The organism is Agarivorans sp. Z349TD_8 (genome assembly GCF_050870825.2).
Taxonomy (GTDB): domain Bacteria; phylum Pseudomonadota; class Gammaproteobacteria; order Enterobacterales; family Celerinatantimonadaceae; genus Agarivorans.
On the sequence record NZ_CP194037.2, the window covers coordinates 4,041,285 to 4,057,978 of the forward strand.

Consider the following 16,694-nt stretch of genomic DNA (forward strand, 5'->3'; position numbering starts at 1 on the left):
ATGAATACACTGCAAAACCAGTTCTTATTAGCGATGCCTAGCCTGAATGACCCGTTTTTTAAACGAGCGGTGGTTTATATCTGTGAGCATAATGAACAGGGCGCGATGGGCTTAGTCATTAATGTACCAGTGGATCTCTCGGTCGAATCACTACTGGCACAAATCGAACTACATGACGCTACCGAAGTACATCGAGAGCATCTAGACCGCCCGGTATACCAAGGTGGACCGGTGGCTCTGGAGCGTGGATTTGTGTTGCATTCATCCATGCATGGCTTTAGCAGCAGCTTGAAAGTAAGCGACGATCTGATGGTCACCACCTCCAAAGACGTATTAGACACACTTGGTACAGACGCCCAGCCTTCGGATTACATCGTCACCTTAGGTTATGCCAGCTGGGAGGCGGGTCAATTAGAACAAGAGATTGCCGATAATTATTGGCTTACCCTGCCAGCCAATAGCGAAATCATCTTCAAGGTTCCCAGCAATAAACGCTGGGAGGCTGCAGCCAAAAGCCTGGGGATCGATGTTTGGCAACTGTCCAGTGAAGTGGGGCACGCCTAACATGGCAAGAGCTGGAGAACGTTCGGTATTAGCCTTTGATTTTGGCACCAAGAGTATCGGGGTAGCTATCGGCCAAGAGCTCACCGCCAGCGGCAAACCGTTGGCAGCGCTCAAAGCTCAGGATGGTATCCCCAACTGGCAAACGGTGGAAAAACTACTGGCACAATGGCTACCCGACCTGCTGGTTATCGGCTTACCCCTCAACATGGACGGCAGTGAGCAGGAGCTGACCACCCGTGCAAAAAAATTCGCCAATCGCTTACATGGGCGATTCGGCTATCCCATTGCGCTGCAGGACGAGCGTCTAACCACCGTTGATGCCAAGGAAAAACTGTTTGAATTAGGTGGTTACAAGGCGCTAGAAAAAGGTGCTGTCGATAGCCTCGCGGCCGCCTTAATCTTTGAAAGCTGGTGTTCAGAACAAGTTTGAGCGCCTAAGCCTTAAATCCGGCGAAACAACTTAAGCCGATGAGAGCAAGGGACGCGATCCACTGCTACCAATCTGATTCATGATATGACCTATTTATTGCGCAAAATAAAGTTGTCGATAACGAGGCATAAACTGCAGTAACGAGTGAATCTAATTACAAGATGAATAACGTAATTAGCACTGATTTAGGCCCGCAAAATGAACTGATAATTAGCTAGATTGGTATGATACGAGGCGCTCTCCCACTCACTCCTTGCTCGCATAAAGAACAGCTAAACCTCTCATGAACGGAAAGCGGTGTGGTTCGCAGCGAAAATATCAATCATCATTCAATTAGCTGTTATTAACGTCACAAATATCAGGCGAATAAATGCGCAAAATCAATTTGCCCACAGGCAATTTCAAACACCGAGCAAGCATATCTCAAACAAGTCATCCGATATACCGAGTATATTTAAAGCCCCTATTTATAACGTTGAGATCATAAAATTTTTAATTCATGACAAAGCTGTAAAAAATTGAATAAAAACACTCTCATACATATATCAAGTCGATACCCCGAACCCGCCGGTCAAAAAACAACCAAAACTATCCGCTAAATATTTCCCTAAATATGTGATGAAACTAGAAATTAATACAATAAAATTAATGTGTTAGCTCATTTTAATAAATACAAAGACATTCATCACAAAAAAATATTAAGAGATTATTATATTACAAATGAACGCGTCACACTGATGACTAATATTAACGACTAAAAGCACCGATTGAAGTGTCATGTTACCTGTAAAACAAGCCAATAAATTTAATCACAAATTTAAAGACCACTTACATCAAACATTCGCGAAGTTCATGAGGATGCTGGAAAAATAAAATGTCTTATAAAAAAATAAATAATAATACTCTACGCCTAAGTACCCTTGCCTTAATCACATCCAGTTTATTACTCACCGGATGTAATGATAGTATTGAATACACCGCTGATGGAAAGGATGATGCTAGTCAGCAACAAGATCTACAAGTTAAAAATGCTCCCTTTGGCTGGGTTACGCAATATAAAGATCCAGACGGTAATGCTCATCAAATTACTGGTGGCGCAGGTGCCACTGAAGACAGTATTTATGTCGTTTCTAGCCGTCAAGAATTAAGAGATGCACTGAATAACATTAATAGCGAAAACTATATTTCCGGAGATAGTGCTGCCGAATTGAAAGCCAAACTTGAGCCCAAAATCATCTATTGGCAAGGTACGATTCGCGGTGATGAATTAAGCGATGGTAGCTATGCGGATGCCGAATACTATAAGTCCAAACCAAATAGAACTAAATTTGATTTTGATCTCTATGTGAAGGCTTTCGACCAAGATTATCGCGATGAATTGCAAGCGACCATCGACGCAAATGGCGCTGATGCGGAGGCCGCTAAAACGGAGCTTGACCTGTTAAAAAGACAGAATGGTCAACGTTCTCAATATGCCAATAATCAAAAATCACAAATTCAATTTCAAGTACCACCCAATACGACTCTGTTAGGGGTCGGCAATGATGCCAAGTTAATTGAAGGCTATTTATCTCTAAATACACTGAGCCATACCTTTGATCGCACAGATAACAGCAACATTATTATTCGCAATATCACTTTCCAAGCTCCCCGTGATTTTGCTCCTGCGTGGGATGCTGGCGATGGTGACTCTGGTAATTGGAATGCTCGGTATGATGCCGTATCGATTAATGCCAGTAATAACATATGGATTGACCATTGTTCATTTTCTGATGGAGACCACCTTGACAAAGACGAAGAGAATATTTTCGGTAAACATGTCCAACGCCATGATGGCTTGTTAGATATAGAAGATGACTCCGATTATATTACTCTCTCTTATAATATTTTTTCAGAACACGATAAGACAATGATCATCGGCTCTGGAGATGGCGATACCGGAGACTATCGTATTACCTTCGAAGGTAACTATTGGAAGAACAATAAACAACGCACTCCACGAGTACGCTTTGGCAAAGTTCATTTAATTAATAACTATCATCAAGGTGCAACTGACGCCGATTACCCCATTCTGTATGCCATTGGAATGGGTTATGGATCATCGATACTTTCTGAAAGTAATGTATTTGATTTCCAAGGAAGTGGGGCAGAAGAAAGCACAATTATTGGTGCTTATAAAGGAAGTAAATTTAAAGACAATGGCTCTTGGTTTAATGATGAGCCCGCTACAGAATTAAATCAAATAGCCTTAGATAAATGTACCGAGCTACAAACAAAAGAAAAAGAAAAAGCAGCCCTGGCAAATAAAGAGCCAGCGAGTTGGGCATTAGAAACTTGTACCAACCAGTTAGATTGGACCCCTCCTTATAACTATACAGTGGGCCGTAATCCATCGGTGGTTAAAGATTATGTGCTGGACAATGCAGGCATCGGAAAACTAAATATTTCTGTTCCTAAATAATTCATTCAAAAAAGCCTCGAAAGATTCGAGGCTTTTTTTTATTAATTGAATACAATTATGATTGCGGATTCGACCAAATTTCTGGATCAATTTGCTTTTGCAATTCTGGATGGTCCTTACTATCAAAGCAAGGAAGCTTACCCGCATCTAGTTGACGGTTATAATCTTTTGCCAGCTTAACCACAACGCCCGACAACATCAGGATCGCCACGAGGTTAACAATTGCCATCAGTCCCATGGATACATCGGCCAGGTTCCAAATAATATCAATTTTAACCACCGCACCAAACATCACCATCGCCAACACCAATAGACGAAAGATCCACAAACCAGCTTTATGATTATGCTCAAGAAAAATCAGGTTAGTCTCTGCGTAAGAATAATTCCCGACAATTGAAGTGAAAGCAAAAAAGATGATCGCAACACCAACAAAATAGCTCCCCCAAGCACCAACTTGACTACTAAGCGCTTGTTGAGTGAGCGCAATCCCGCCACCCGCAAGAGACTCATTATAACTCAGCAAAATAATCGCCGCAGTGGCAGTGCAAATGACAATAGTATCGATAAATACCCCCAACATTTGCACATACCCCTGGGAAGCCGGATGCGGAGGATAAGGCGTCGCGGTTGCAGCCGCATTCGGTGCGCTGCCCATGCCTGCTTCGTTGGAAAACAATCCTCGTTTGATACCATTCATCATTGCGGCAGCGAAAGCACCAGCTCCCGCCTCTTCAAAACCAAAGGCCGAGCGGAAAATAAGACTAAACACCTCAGGCATCTTATCGATGTTGATTACCACAACCACCAAGGCAACTAAAACGTAGGCTAAAGCCATCACGGGCACCACCAGTTCCGCGAATCGAGCGACACTGCGGATCCCGCCAAAAATGATCAAGGCTGCCGCCGCCACTAATACCAGGCCCACCAAGACCTTATCGAATCCAAAAGCTTCATTGAGAGCGGAAGCGATAGAATTGGCTTGCACCGCATTAAAAACCAGACCAAAGGCAACTATCAGGCAGATGGCAAAAACCACGCCCATCCAGCGTTTTCCTAAGCCTTGTTCCATGTAATAAGATGGACCACCACGAAAGTTACCATCGCTATCTTTTACTTTATACAACTGCGCAAGGCTACTCTCTGCAAAACTAGTCGCCATGCCCAGGAAAGCAATTAACCACATCCAAAATACCGCGCCCGGGCCACCCAGTGTGATAGCCACGGCAACCCCAGCGAGGTTACCAGTGCCGACTCGCGCGGCTAAACTCGTACATAAGGCCTGAAAAGAAGAAATACCACTAGCATCGCCCTTACGGCTAGACTTCATCACTGAGAACATGTGGCCAAAATGTCTAATCTGAATGAACCCAGTTCTAATCGTAAATAACACCCCTGAGCCAACCAATATATAAATTAGTAGATTTCCCCAAAGTACATCATTCATCCAGTTTATAACTTCATTCATACCTATTATTTACCTCTTTTTTGGACGTTGATGTCATACCTTCAACATACTTTTGCGGAGGCGAAGTTTAGAGAGGCACCAATAACCATGCTTTGATATATAACAAAAACAAGATAAAAAAGTGCATATATATAAATAAAAGGCATTAACGCTATAAAACAACCACTTTAATCCTACAAAATAGCTATATGTTTTGCGATTTATAGTCAAAAAAATGCAGCTCAGAAACTTTTTTGTAACATTGGTATTTTACTTTCATTGAACCTGTGGTACTTATTAACTGCAACAACATACAAGGAGATAACCATGGATAGGCTAGACTTGGATACTGTTGAAACCAGCAAGGCTTCTCGCAGCTCAAACAAAAAGCGCAAATGGCGAGAAATTGAGGCAATAAAAGATAAAATCCGCTTACAGAAGGAACTACAGTCAATCGACCATAGTTTCGATCTTCATACCGAATACGAATATTAATCTGTGACGAAATACGAATATGACAGGAAACCCGGTTAAGCCGGGTTTTTATTATATTCGCAACAGCCCCCCTTCAACGGAAGGGAGAAATCATCGAAGACTCATCCTCTGCGGCACAAAAGTTAAACTATTTGTCAATTTTTACGACTCACCTGATCTCGCCTACAAAAAAAGCGTGAGCTAAGCCTCAAGAACTGCAAACGACACATGCAAATTATAATAATTAGCGCTAAATTCTTCATCGAAACGTTTGCGCAAACGTTTCGATGAAGAGTAAATCTAAATAAAAATCGTTCCCTAATCACTGACAGAGATGATAACTATCATGAAAAAAGCACCCCTACTCAATGCTGAACTGTCTTACATTATCGCCAAATTGGGCCATCAAGATCAGCTCTGTATCGGCGACGCTGGCCTACCAATCCCCGACAGCTGCCAACGCCTTGATCTCGCATTAACTAAAGGCATTCCTAGCTTTATTGACACCGTTAAAGCGGTACTTGGTGAAATGCAAATTGAAGCCGTGACTCTCGCCGAAGAAACCTTGAGCCATAGCCCACAGTTGCATGCACAGTTGCTCCAGCTAATCCAACAACAAGAGCAATTATCGGGTCAGTTAATCCGCCTTAATTTGCTGAGTCATGAGACTTTTAAACAACAAACAGCAAGTGCAAAAGCCGTCGTCAGAACTGGCGAATTCACCCCTTACGCCAATGTTATTTTCCACGCAGGCGTGGTGTTTTAGCCCTTTATCCGAATCTGGAGCTTTCATGACTCAGCCGATCCTAGAACTCAACAATATCGAAAAGAGCTTTCCTGGCGTGAAAGCCTTAGATGGCGCTAGCTTGCGTGTTTATCCCGGTAAGGTAATGGCCTTATTAGGTGAGAACGGTGCAGGAAAATCCACCTTAATGAAGGTGCTCACCGGTATTTATAGCCTCGATAGCGGCAAGATTAACTATCAAAATAAACCAGTCAGTTTTGATGGCCCTCGCGCATCGCAAAGCGCAGGTATTAGTATCATTCATCAGGAGCTCAACCTGATCCCTGAGCTAAGTATTGCCGAGAATATCTTTTTAGGTAGAGAACCTACTTATGTCTTTGGCGGAATCAATTGGCCACTCATGTATCAACAAGCCGACCGACTATTGGCTCGTCTCAAAATTCAACACAGCGCCAAACAATTGCTGGGTTCGATTAGTTTAGGTGAACAACAAATGGTCGAAATCGCCAAGGCGCTGTCCTTTGAATCCAAGGTGATCATCATGGATGAGCCCACCGATGCTCTCACCGACACCGAAACCGAAGCTTTATTTGCCGTGATCAAAGAGCTCCGAAACCAGGGCTGCGGCATTGTTTATATTTCCCACCGTTTAAAAGAAATATTTGAGATTTGCGATGACATTACGGTGCTGCGTGACGGCAAATTTATAGGTCAACGCAGCATTGACGATATCGACGAAGATAGCATGATTGAAATGATGGTGGGGCGTCGTCTTGATGAGCAATTCCCTCGTATCAACTACCAGCATGGCAATACCTGCCTTGAACTAAAAGGCTTAAGTGGCTCCGGCATACGTCAAGTCAGTTTCCACTTAAATAAAGGCGAAATTCTCGGTATCTCTGGTTTGATGGGCGCAGGTCGAACTGAATTGATGAAGGTGATCTATGGTGCCCTCAACCGTGATTCTGGTGAAGTCTATTTAGAAGGAAAAGCCATTCACCCTTGCAGCCCACAAGAAGGCTTGGCCTTAGGCATCGCTTACATCTCGGAAGACCGCAAAAAAGAAGGCTTAGTTTTGGGGCTATCGGTCAAAGAAAATATGTCTCTATCTTGCCTGAAACAACTTTCTAATGGGCCACAATTGAAGCATGGCGATGAAATTATCGCCGTCGAAGACTTTATCACGCTGTTCAATATCAAAACCCCCAGCCGTGAACAAATCATCGGTAATTTATCAGGCGGCAACCAACAGAAAGTAGCGATAGCAAAAGGCTTGATGACCCGTCCAAAAATCCTGATTTTAGACGAACCCACCCGCGGCGTAGACGTCGGCGCCAAAAAAGAGATCTACCAATTAATCAATCAATTTAAGGCTGAAGGCATGAGCATTATTTTAGTGTCTTCAGAAATGCCTGAAGTACTGGGCATGAGTGACCGAATATTGGTGATGCACGAAGGCACCATAAGCGGTGAATTTAGCGCCGAACAAGCCGATCAAGAGACACTAATGGCCTGCGCTGTTGGTAAAAAAATTAATGAGGACGCAGCATGAACAGCAAAGCCCTAGCGAAACAAAGCCCCCAAGCCCAAACATCAAGCATATTTAGTAAGCATTGGTTAATTGAGCAAAAATCGTTGATTGCGCTGATTTTACTCATCGTCGTCGTTTCAATACTAAATCCCAATTTTTTTACCCTAGATAACCTCCTTAATATTCTTCGGCAAACCTCTGTTAACGCCATTATTGCGGTTGGCATGACACTAGTGATTTTAACCGCAGGGATTGACTTAAGTGTCGGCTCTATCTTAGCCCTCTGTGGAGCCTTTGCCGCCTCAATGATTGGCTTGGAAATCCCCGTTTACATCGCGGTGCCAGCCGCACTGTTAGCGGGAACAGCTTTAGGTGCGGTGAGTGGACTGATTATTGCGAAAGGAAAGGTTCAAGCTTTCATCGCAACCTTAGTCACCATGACTTTACTACGCGGTGTGACCATGGTGTACACCGATGGCCGCCCCATCTCTACAGGCTTTACCGACGTTGCCGATAGCTTCGCATGGTTCGGTACTGGTTATATGCTGGGGATCCCTGTGCCTATTTGGTTAATGGCATTGGTATTTGCTGCGGTTTGGTACCTACTAAATCACACCCGCTTTGGTCGCTATGTGTATGCACTCGGTGGCAACGAGGCGGCGACTCGCCTTTCTGGAATCAATGTAGATCGCGTAAAAATTGGTGTTTACGCCATTTGTGGACTACTTGCAGCCTTAGCTGGCTTGATCGTCACCTCTCGGCTCTCCTCGGCTCAACCAACCGCAGGAATGGGCTACGAGTTAGACGCAATCGCTGCCGTGGTATTAGGTGGAACCAGTTTAATGGGTGGGAAAGGACGGATTATGGGTACCCTTATTGGCGCCTTAATCATTGGTTTTTTAAACAATGCCTTAAATTTATTAGACGTATCTTCGTACTTCCAAATGATCGCCAAAGCATCGGTGATTTTATTGGCAGTCATGGTAGACAACAAAAACAAATAATAGATAGAACCTCAACTACAAGGAACATCGTTATGAACAAGCTCACGACATTACTTTCTATGGCTGTACTTGGTACTGCGATCAGCACCACCGCCGCCGCCGATACTCTCGCGATGGTGGTATCAACCCTAAATAATCCATTTTTCGTATCGATGAAAGATGGTGCTGAAGCAAAGGCTAAACAACTCGGTTACGATCTGTTGGTCTTGGATTCACAGAATGACCCAAGCCGCGAGCTTTCCAACGTGGAAGACTTAACAGTACGTGGTGTAAAAGCAATTCTGATCAACCCAACTGACTCCGATGCGGTCTCAAACGCAATCCGCATCGCCAATCACGCCAAAATTCCAGTATTAACGCTCGATCGCGGTGCTAGCCGTGGCGATGTGGTCAGCCATATCGCTTCAGACAATGTCGCGGGCGGAAAAATGGCAGGTGAATTTATAGTGCAGCAGGCTGGCGCAACTGCAAAAGTAATTCAGCTAGAAGGGATCGCAGGAACCTCCGCGGCACGCGAGCGTGGCCAAGGTTTTATGCAAGCGGTCGAAAGCAGCAAAATGCAGTTACTCGGTAGCCAACCAGCTGACTTTGATCGCACCAAAGGGCTGAACGTGATGGAAAATATGCTTGCTGCAAATCCTGATGTTAAGGCTGTATTTGCGCAAAACGATGAAATGGCGTTAGGCGCTTTGCGTGCGGTACAAGCCTCAGGCAAAAAAGTACTAATCGTTGGTTTTGATGGCACCGACGACGGTATTGCTGCAGTAAAACGCGGTTTGATGGCAGCAACGATTGCCCAACAGCCTGAAAAAATTGGAGCCCTAGGGATTGAGACTGCTGATAGAATGTTAAAAGGTGAAACGGTAGAGAAATACATTCCAGTCCCTTTAAAAGTGGTCACAAAATAAGCCTAAAGAAGCACTTTACTTACAGCTAAATAATCAACCGGAACTGAGCAGAACAAGCTTCCAGCTCAGTTCCATAAGTAGCAATCATCGAGGTAACAAATGAGCAAATTGGTTGTATTAGGCAGTGTCAATGCTGACCATGTATTACAGGTGAATAGTTTTCCTCAACCAGGTGAAACCTTGCAAGGTAGCAGCTACCAAGTGGTTGCGGGTGGTAAAGGCGCAAACCAAGCCGTCGCAGCCGCACGCCTAGGGGCCGATATTGCCTTTATCGCCTGCATTGGAGACGACGCCTTTGGCCAGCAAAGCCGTATCAATTTTGCCAAAGACGGAATCAATACCGAAGCGGTAATGGAAATCAGTCTCTGCCCTACTGGCATTGCTATGATTTTAGTTGCAGCAACTGGCGAAAATAGTATAGCCATCTCCGCCGAGGCAAATGCTCAGCTAACGCCACAACGCTTAGCCGCTCACACCTCGTTAATTGAGCAAGCCGATACCTTATTGATGCAATTGGAAAGCCCTATCGAAACGGTGACCGCTGCGGCTCAATTAGCAAAACAGCACCAAACCCGAGTCGTACTCAACCCTGCCCCAGCAAGGGCACTTGATGATGACTTATTGGCTCTGATTGATATGATCACCCCCAATGAGACCGAGGCCGAAGCGCTCACTGGGATTAAAGTGGTGAACGCCAGCAGCGCCGCTCAAGCCGCGCAAGTCTTACACCTTAAAGGTATCCCTTGGGTATTGATCACGATGGGCAGTCAGGGGGCATGGGTCAGCCATCGAGGTGAAGGCCGGCTAGTTGCAGGCTATAAAGTCAAGGCGCTAGATACCACGGCAGCGGGCGATACTTTTAATGGCGCCTTGGTCACCGCTTTATTAGAACAACAGCCGGCAGAATCGGCAATACGTTTTGCACATGCCGCTGCAGCACTCTCGGTCACGAAATTTGGAGCCCAACCTTCAATTCCTGATCGACAACAGGTTTTTGAGTTTATTGCACAGCAAGATTCTGCGACTATAGTTAATTAATAGTCTGATTAATCAGGAGAATTTAATCGCCATGGCGACCATAAAAGATGTAGCGAAGCATGCTGGAGTCTCTACTTCAACGGTAAGCCATGTATTAAATAAAACCCGTTATGTAAGCGAAGATATCATTCTTAGAGTGATGACCGCAGTCGATCAATTGCACTATGCACCATCGGCTCTGGCTCGTAGCTTAAAGGTACAACACACCAAAACCTTCGGCATGTTGGTCACGACATCTACCAACCCCTTTTTCGGTGAAGTGGTTAAAGGCGTGGAGCGCAGCTGTTACCAACACGGCTACAATCTAATTTTGTGTAATACCGAAGGTGACCAGGAGCGGATGAAATCAAACCTGGACGCCTTACTACAAAAACGGGTAGACGGACTACTACTCATGTGCGGCGAACTAGAAAACCCCGAATTCGATTTATTTAGCCGCCATCAACCAGTCCCAACGGTGGTGATGGACTGGGGTCCAGTCAACTTCCCCAGCGACAAAATCCAAGATAATTCACTGCAAGGTGGTCAATTAGCCACCCAACATCTAATTAGCCAGGGCCATCGTCAAATTGGCTGCATTACTGGGCCTCTCGACAAACAAACTGCGCAACAGCGCTACGCAGGATTTTTGCGAGCGATGGAACAGGCGAAGCTACCAGTAAATCCAGCTTGGGTCGCCTCTGGTAACTTCGAATGCGAGGGCGGCGAGCAGGCATTTCGAGCCATTCATGCGAATGCTCCCCTGCCAAGTGCGTTATTCGTATCCAATGACATGATGGCCATGGGGGTAATTAATACCGCTAGCAAGCTCGGTATTAAGGTTCCTGAGCAACTCTCGCTGATCGGTTATGATGACATTAAATTAGCCAAATACATTACTCCCTCACTCACCACGATTCATCAACCCAAACACCGCTTAGGGCAGCAGGCCGTCGATAGCCTACTAAGAAAAATAGAGTATCCCGGTCAACCAAACCAAATTATCCAGTTAGAGCCAAGCTTAGTGATCCGTGACAGCGTTCTGACTTATTCTGCCTAATTGAGGCTAAAAACCCGCTTCTTAGCGGGTTGATTCAAATCGATTCTAAACCGAATCGCCAGGGCTTTCCTCATGCGGTTCCGAGAGCTTAATCCGCTCAGCTAAAGCTTTATATTGCTCTTGCACTCGATGACCAAATAAAGGATCTTCGAAATTACCATGTTGCCAGCTTTGCTCTATCGCCCGCCAATCGTCTTCCGTTAAATGTCTTTTTAAGGCCGGAAAGATCACCTCTTCTTCATAATTCAAGTGATCCCATTGGGCTTTAATAAATGCTTCTAATTTGTCGCTAAATTGATCCAGAGGAACCACCGCGTCCAATAAAATAATATCAATAATATCGCTGAGCTCAGCGGTCATCTCCAGTAAGTCGAGATGTTGCTGCTTTAGTTGCCCAGACAAGTCATCTTCGACAACTCGATACTTGGTATAATAATCGTAAATCAGATCTTCTTTAGGATGATGGCAACGGTCAGCGTACTCTTGCATATAACTAATAATATGAGCAATTAATTTATATTTAACTGCTTTTTCGTTACGAATATGCTCCAGTTTCTGCTCCAACACTTTTAACAACTTGGCGATATTCTGATGGTCTTGATGAAGACTTTGTAACATTGCTGCTCCTTAGCTAACCGCACTCTTAGATTCAGTATAAGGTACTTATTATTTTTAGATTATTGCGCTAGATCGTCTATTAGACCGATTGCCTCTTTGCCTAGTTCACAAATTTTACAATCCCTGTTCAAGGCTTCGCAAAACGAGCGTTGAACAATCAATATGACTTATTGTTCAACAAACACCCACCCCTTGTACAGCATTTAGTCAAGAATGTTCGGTTGCAAGCATAATTACCAAGCTAACGGCTTGCACTGAGTCAACAAACACCGTAAAAAAAATTAAAAAAAACCCTTTTTTGATTAAGGTCAATTGTAGTATAGTTTCAGCAAGTGGCGATAATGATTCAAGTAATGGCTCAGGCATCGCTATATGCTGTAATAAAATTACACTTTTAAGCTAATGAGGTATGTTATGACCACAGGTATTCAAATCACTAAAGCAAACAATCAAGCCCTACTTGGTTCTTTTTGGCTGTTAGATAACGAACAAAATCAAGCGCGCTGCCTTTGTGTTAAAGATGAACTTTTTGCAGAAGATGAAGTCGTCGCCATCGATACATTGGGTCAGATCGAATATCGCGAAGTACCGATGAAAGCACAGGCACTGGAAGAAGGTGGTCAACACCTTAACGTGAATGTACTACGTCGCGAAACGTTAGAAGATGCCGTGAAGCACCCCGAAAAATATCCACAGTTAACCATTCGTGTTTCTGGTTATGCAGTACGTTTCAACTCGCTAACCACTGAACAACAACAAGATGTTATCACTCGGACTTTCACTGAGTCGCTATAACACGCAGTCTGCAAAAACAAAAAAAGCATGCTTTAGCATGCTTTTTTATTACATGAGATCCAACCTAGCTCTAACGACGCTCGCGTACCAAACCTTCTTGAATGGTAGAAGCCACTAGCTTACCCTCTCGGGTATAAAACTGTCCTCGAACTAAACCCCTACCCTGAGATGCCACCGGGCTATCAACCACATATAACAACCAATCATCTAAGCGAAAATCGTGATGAAACCACATACTGTGATCAATCGTTGCGGCTTGTATTTCCGGTTCAATAAAAGAGCGTCCATGGGGCTGCAAGGCGGTCGGCAAGAAGTTAAAATCTGAAGCGTAGGCCAGCAGATAACGATGAATACGACTATCATCGGGCATTTGACCATTCGCCTTAAACCATACACAGCGTTTTGCAGCTCGTTTTTCTGGTAATAAAGGGTTAACAAACTCGACCGGACGCATTTCTAAAGGTTTATCACAAATAAATTTGTCGCGCACCGCATCGGGCAGCATCTCTCGTAACTGAAATGCATACTCTTGTTCAGAGAGTAGATCTTCTGGAGCGGGAACCTCTGGCATCGCATCCTGATGCTCAAAACCAGCAGACACCTCTTGGAAAGAAGCCGTCATGTAAAAAATTGGCTTGCCAAATTGAATCGCTTTGATTCGGCGAGTAGACACACTGCGTCCATCACGAATGCTTTCAATATCATATACAATCCGGTGATTCGGATCGCCTGGCCTTAAAAAATAAGAGTGAAATGAATGCACCTGGCGATTTTCGGCTACCGTTTCTTTGGCTGCCGACAATGCCTGTCCCATCACTTGCCCACCAAACACTGCACCAAAACCTAAATCTTGGCTTTGGCCACGAAATAGTCCTTCTTCTATGCGCTCTAAGCTCAAAAGTTCGAGCAGATCTTTTAACACTTTACTCATAATAATCGTAATTTTTGAGGTCAATCGGTGCAATATGCGCGAGAAGTTTGCAAAGATCAACTCAGCCAAAGCGAATAACAGTTAATGTTAAAAACGTAAATAAAGTATCCCGAGACAGATTGTTGGGACGAGCGTCGATGATGTGAGCAGACCTGAAAATAACGGTAGACAGTGCGCTCGGTAAACTTGAAAGCCTCAGCTTGGTCAATTTTGATTCTCGCTTGAAACTCTTAACCAAGAGAAAAACCATATAGACTAGAGATTTAAGTGATTAATGATAACCAGCCCTTTAAGTAAGATAAATAAAAATGTGCGTAAATTGATGAAGATTTCGTTTGCTTTGCTCAGCTTTATTACTGTTTCAATAACGAAATGCATTCCAAAACGACCACTTGCATAGCAGCCTCCCAAACACAAAAAAAAGCAATAGGTTTCACACCCACTGCTTTTTTTAACGAAGCCGAAAATTAAATTATAAGCTCAGTAATAAAGCTCTTAATTGTGCGAAATCTGCAGGCATCTGCTTCGACAGTAAATCTAGATCCGCACGATCGGCAAGCGGTTTAGGAATATCGATTTTGCGCTGCAAGATCTCTTCAACACTTTCCTTAAATTTAGCCGGGTGAGCGGTACACAGAAATAAACCTTGTTCGCCATCCATCAGCTGTTCGCTCAATTGCTGATAAGCGATTGCGCCATGCGGCTCACATAAATAGCCCTGCGCATCCAAAGCTTTAAGTGCCTCCGCAGTCTGTTCATCGGTCATCACCCCCTTGGCTAGGTCACTTAAAGACCAACCTTGAGTTTTAAACAGCTCTTCAACGCGTGGCCAGTTATTGGGCTGGCTCACATCCATCGCATTGGAAAGCGTAGCCTGAGTCGGCTTAGGCTCCCATTGACCAGAAGCAAGATAACGAGGCACCGTATCATTCACATTAGTCGCGGCAATAAAACGCTTAATCGGCAAGCCCATAGCTTTGGCGATTAAACCTGCGGTGAGGTTACCAAAGTTACCTGAAGGCACTGAAACCACCAGCTGTTGCCGCTCTGCTTTACTTAACTGTGCAGCCGCTTCAAAGTAGTAACACACTTGCGCAGCCAACCGGCTAATGTTGATCGAATTCGCCGAATTCAAACCAATCGCAGTTTTTAGAGACTGATCATCAAAGGCCTGTTTCACCATCGCCTGGCAGGCGTCAAAGTCCGACTCAACCGCCACCGTAGTAATATTGCCACCAAGGGTACAGAACAACTTTTCTTGCAATGGGCTGATTTTTCCTTTGGGGTAAAGCACCACCACATTGATATTTTCCATACCGTAAAATGCGTGTGCCACTGCCGCCCCTGTATCCCCCGAAGTTGCCGTTAAAATGGTGGTTTTTTTACCTTCGGAGAACTTGGCCAAACACTGCGCCATAAAACGTCCACCAAAGTCTTTAAAGGCCAAAGTCGGTCCGTGAAATAACTCTAATGCACTGATCTGCTCGGTCACTTTTGCCAAAGGTGCTGGAAAAATAAAGGCTTTAGTGACCATTTCCAATAGGCTTTGTTCAGACAATTCGTTATCGAGTAACGCAGCCAATAGCTTGGCACAACGAGGATGAAAATCGAGTTCAAGCAAACTATCGATATCATCAAAGTGAGGAATCGCTTCAGGGAAAAATAACCCTTGTTGTTTACCTAAACCTTGTTTTACCGCTTGGGTAAAACTAACCTGCTCGTCGTTACATTTTAAGTTGTATAAATTCATAGCGATGTTCCTGTTACTCGAGTGCCTTGTTCATCAATTTTACAGATATGGCAAAATCCATCTTGATTTTGAATAAAATGTTGCTCTAACCAGTCTTTTAGACGCTGCGCCTGTTCCAGCACTGGCGTGACCACAAATACCGTCGGACCTGACCCAGAAATACCACTCGCCAATGCACCACTTTGTGCTGCATAGCTGCGAACGTCAGTAAAACCAGGGATCAATTCAGCCCGATAAGGTTCAGCAATCACTTTGTCTTTTAGCAAAGACGCAGCAAGTTCAGGCTGTTTGCTGTAACTGGCATGAACAAACCCTGCAAGATTTCGCCCGTATTCCAAGGTATCTTGGCGACGATACTGGGCGGGTAGAATCGCCCGAGCTTGGGCAGTGGAAATATTAATGCCTGGATAGGCGACAATCCAATACCAATCCTCAAAATGTGGTATCGCTTGGCTGGTTGCTCCAGCTTGTTGCAGCATCAATTGCATCCCACCGAGATAGCATGGTGCCACATTATCATAATGCACACTGCCACTAATTTGCCCTTCGAGCTCCCCCATCATCAGTAGCATTTGTTCTTTATCGAATGGGAAGTCTAAATAGGCATTCAAGCCTTCTAAGGCTGCGACCACCGAACAAGCGCTCGAGCCTAAACCACTGCCGATAGGCAAGTTCTTTTCCAAGGTCATTTTAACGCACCCCAGCACTTGCCCATGATGCGCTAACAACTGCTGAGCAAAATAATGGTAGCAGTCATAGAGAATATTTTGTTTCGGGTCGGCGGGTAGCTTATGCGCGTAAGGCCCTACATTCTCGATCAACACATCAGCGCCATCGGCCGCCTCAATTTGTACTCGGTCGCCCAATAATTGTCCATCTATCGGTGATAGGGCCGCGCCTAGAGAATCAAAACCAACACTCACATTAGCCGTTGAAGCGGGTGCGTAAACCACAATACTCAT

General features: G+C 44.5%; 16 protein-coding genes. 11 read left to right on the plus strand and 5 right to left on the minus strand.

Annotated elements, in window-relative coordinates; all coding sequences use genetic code 11:
• The 3 genes from ACRRS1_RS18075 to ACRRS1_RS18085 all read left to right on the plus strand — a co-directional run bounded on the left by ACRRS1_RS18075 (position 1) and on the right by ACRRS1_RS18085 (position 3,455).
• Positions 1-564: a YqgE/AlgH family protein gene (locus ACRRS1_RS18075; protein WP_432451796.1), complete on the plus strand. Its 564-nt coding sequence runs from the start codon at positions 1-3 to the stop codon at positions 562-564.
• Between the two features lies 1 nt (position 565).
• Entirely contained in the window at positions 566-994 is a 429-nt protein-coding gene (gene ruvX / locus ACRRS1_RS18080) for a Holliday junction resolvase RuvX (protein WP_432451795.1), read from the plus strand.
• Positions 995-1,868: 874 nt separating this feature from the next.
• Positions 1,869-3,455: a pectate lyase family protein gene (locus ACRRS1_RS18085; protein ID WP_432460092.1), complete on the plus strand. Its 1,587-nt coding sequence runs from the start codon at positions 1,869-1,871 to the stop codon at positions 3,453-3,455.
• A 55-nt stretch (positions 3,456-3,510) separates the two neighbouring features.
• Here ACRRS1_RS18085 and ACRRS1_RS18090 read toward each other — a convergent pair whose 3' ends face one another.
• Positions 3,511-4,920 carry an alanine/glycine:cation symporter family protein gene (locus ACRRS1_RS18090; protein WP_432451793.1) on the minus strand — a complete coding sequence of 470 codons (1,410 nt, stop codon included), beginning with the start codon at positions 4,918-4,920 and terminating at the stop codon, positions 3,511-3,513.
• Between the two features lie 306 nt (positions 4,921-5,226).
• Between ACRRS1_RS18090 and ACRRS1_RS18095 the strand changes: the two genes are divergently transcribed.
• From ACRRS1_RS18095 to ACRRS1_RS18125, 7 genes are all read left to right on the plus strand, one after another.
• Complete coding sequence (locus ACRRS1_RS18095) at positions 5,227-5,394, plus strand: DUF3545 family protein (RefSeq protein ID WP_432451792.1); 168 nt, start codon at positions 5,227-5,229, stop codon at positions 5,392-5,394.
• Positions 5,395-5,719: 325 nt separating this feature from the next.
• Positions 5,720-6,139: a D-ribose pyranase gene (gene rbsD, locus ACRRS1_RS18100; RefSeq protein ID WP_432460093.1), complete on the plus strand. Its 420-nt coding sequence runs from the start codon at positions 5,720-5,722 to the stop codon at positions 6,137-6,139.
• A gap of 25 nt (positions 6,140-6,164) precedes the next feature.
• A complete protein-coding gene (rbsA, locus tag ACRRS1_RS18105) occupies positions 6,165-7,670 on the plus strand; it encodes a ribose ABC transporter ATP-binding protein RbsA (protein ID WP_432467221.1) in 1,506 nt (501 codons plus the stop codon).
• On the plus strand, positions 7,667-8,653 hold the full coding sequence (gene rbsC / locus ACRRS1_RS18110) for a ribose ABC transporter permease (protein ID WP_432460095.1): 987 nt from the start codon (positions 7,667-7,669) through the stop codon (positions 8,651-8,653). Before rbsA ends, rbsC begins: the two co-directional genes overlap by 4 nt.
• Positions 8,654-8,685: 32 nt before the next feature.
• The gene (rbsB, locus tag ACRRS1_RS18115; protein WP_432451788.1) at positions 8,686-9,561 is read left to right on the plus strand and encodes a ribose ABC transporter substrate-binding protein RbsB; all 876 of its coding nucleotides are present in this window, start codon (positions 8,686-8,688) and stop codon (positions 9,559-9,561) included.
• Positions 9,562-9,660: 99 nt separating this feature from the next.
• Complete coding sequence (rbsK, locus tag ACRRS1_RS18120; protein ID WP_432467220.1) at positions 9,661-10,599, plus strand: ribokinase; 939 nt, start codon at positions 9,661-9,663, stop codon at positions 10,597-10,599.
• Positions 10,600-10,630: 31 nt separating this feature from the next.
• Positions 10,631-11,638, plus strand: coding sequence for a substrate-binding domain-containing protein (locus ACRRS1_RS18125; protein ID WP_432460097.1), 1,008 nt, complete (start codon positions 10,631-10,633; stop codon positions 11,636-11,638).
• Positions 11,639-11,683: 45 nt separating this feature from the next.
• Here ACRRS1_RS18125 and ACRRS1_RS18130 read toward each other — a convergent pair whose 3' ends face one another.
• On the minus strand, positions 11,684-12,256 hold the full coding sequence (locus ACRRS1_RS18130; RefSeq protein ID WP_432460098.1) for a hemerythrin domain-containing protein: 573 nt from the start codon (positions 12,254-12,256) through the stop codon (positions 11,684-11,686).
• A 414-nt stretch (positions 12,257-12,670) separates the two neighbouring features.
• Here ACRRS1_RS18130 and grcA point away from each other — a divergent pair, with 414 nt between their 5' ends.
• Positions 12,671-13,051 carry an autonomous glycyl radical cofactor GrcA gene (grcA, locus tag ACRRS1_RS18135; RefSeq protein WP_432460100.1) on the plus strand — a complete coding sequence of 127 codons (381 nt, stop codon included), beginning with the start codon at positions 12,671-12,673 and terminating at the stop codon, positions 13,049-13,051.
• 70 nt (positions 13,052-13,121) lie between these two features.
• Here grcA and tesB read toward each other — a convergent pair whose 3' ends face one another.
• The 3 genes from tesB to thrB all read right to left on the minus strand — a co-directional run bounded on the left by tesB (position 13,122) and on the right by thrB (position 16,694).
• A complete protein-coding gene (gene tesB / locus ACRRS1_RS18140; protein ID WP_432451783.1) occupies positions 13,122-13,982 on the minus strand; it encodes an acyl-CoA thioesterase II in 861 nt (286 codons plus the stop codon).
• A gap of 472 nt (positions 13,983-14,454) precedes the next feature.
• Complete coding sequence (gene thrC / locus ACRRS1_RS18145) at positions 14,455-15,732, minus strand: threonine synthase (RefSeq protein WP_432451782.1); 1,278 nt, start codon at positions 15,730-15,732, stop codon at positions 14,455-14,457.
• Positions 15,729-16,694: a homoserine kinase gene (thrB, locus tag ACRRS1_RS18150; protein ID WP_432451781.1), complete on the minus strand. Its 966-nt coding sequence runs from the start codon at positions 16,692-16,694 to the stop codon at positions 15,729-15,731. Before thrB ends, thrC begins: the two co-directional genes overlap by 4 nt.

Coding starts and splice junctions, on each gene's coding strand:
- rbsB (WP_432451788.1), top strand. CDS start 8,686: ATGAACAAGCTCACGACATTACTTTCTATGGCTGTACTTGGTACTGCG.
- tesB (WP_432451783.1), bottom strand. CDS start 13,982: ATGAGTAAAGTGTTAAAAGATCTGCTCGAACTTTTGAGCTTAGAGCGC.
- ACRRS1_RS18090 (WP_432451793.1), bottom strand. CDS start 4,920: ATGAATGAAGTTATAAACTGGATGAATGATGTACTTTGGGGAAATCTA.
- rbsD (WP_432460093.1), top strand. CDS start 5,720: ATGAAAAAAGCACCCCTACTCAATGCTGAACTGTCTTACATTATCGCC.
- thrB (WP_432451781.1), bottom strand. CDS start 16,694: ATGAGTATTGTGGTTTACGCACCCGCTTCAACGGCTAATGTGAGTGTT.
- ACRRS1_RS18130 (WP_432460098.1), bottom strand. CDS start 12,256: ATGTTACAAAGTCTTCATCAAGACCATCAGAATATCGCCAAGTTGTTA.
- rbsK (WP_432467220.1), top strand. CDS start 9,661: ATGAGCAAATTGGTTGTATTAGGCAGTGTCAATGCTGACCATGTATTA.
- ACRRS1_RS18125 (WP_432460097.1), top strand. CDS start 10,631: ATGGCGACCATAAAAGATGTAGCGAAGCATGCTGGAGTCTCTACTTCA.
- rbsA (WP_432467221.1), top strand. CDS start 6,165: ATGACTCAGCCGATCCTAGAACTCAACAATATCGAAAAGAGCTTTCCT.
- ACRRS1_RS18095 (WP_432451792.1), top strand. CDS start 5,227: ATGGATAGGCTAGACTTGGATACTGTTGAAACCAGCAAGGCTTCTCGC.
- ACRRS1_RS18075 (WP_432451796.1), top strand. CDS start 1: ATGAATACACTGCAAAACCAGTTCTTATTAGCGATGCCTAGCCTGAAT.
- thrC (WP_432451782.1), bottom strand. CDS start 15,732: ATGAATTTATACAACTTAAAATGTAACGACGAGCAGGTTAGTTTTACC.
- rbsC (WP_432460095.1), top strand. CDS start 7,667: ATGAACAGCAAAGCCCTAGCGAAACAAAGCCCCCAAGCCCAAACATCA.
- grcA (WP_432460100.1), top strand. CDS start 12,671: ATGACCACAGGTATTCAAATCACTAAAGCAAACAATCAAGCCCTACTT.
- ACRRS1_RS18085 (WP_432460092.1), top strand. CDS start 1,869: ATGTCTTATAAAAAAATAAATAATAATACTCTACGCCTAAGTACCCTT.
- ruvX (WP_432451795.1), top strand. CDS start 566: ATGGCAAGAGCTGGAGAACGTTCGGTATTAGCCTTTGATTTTGGCACC.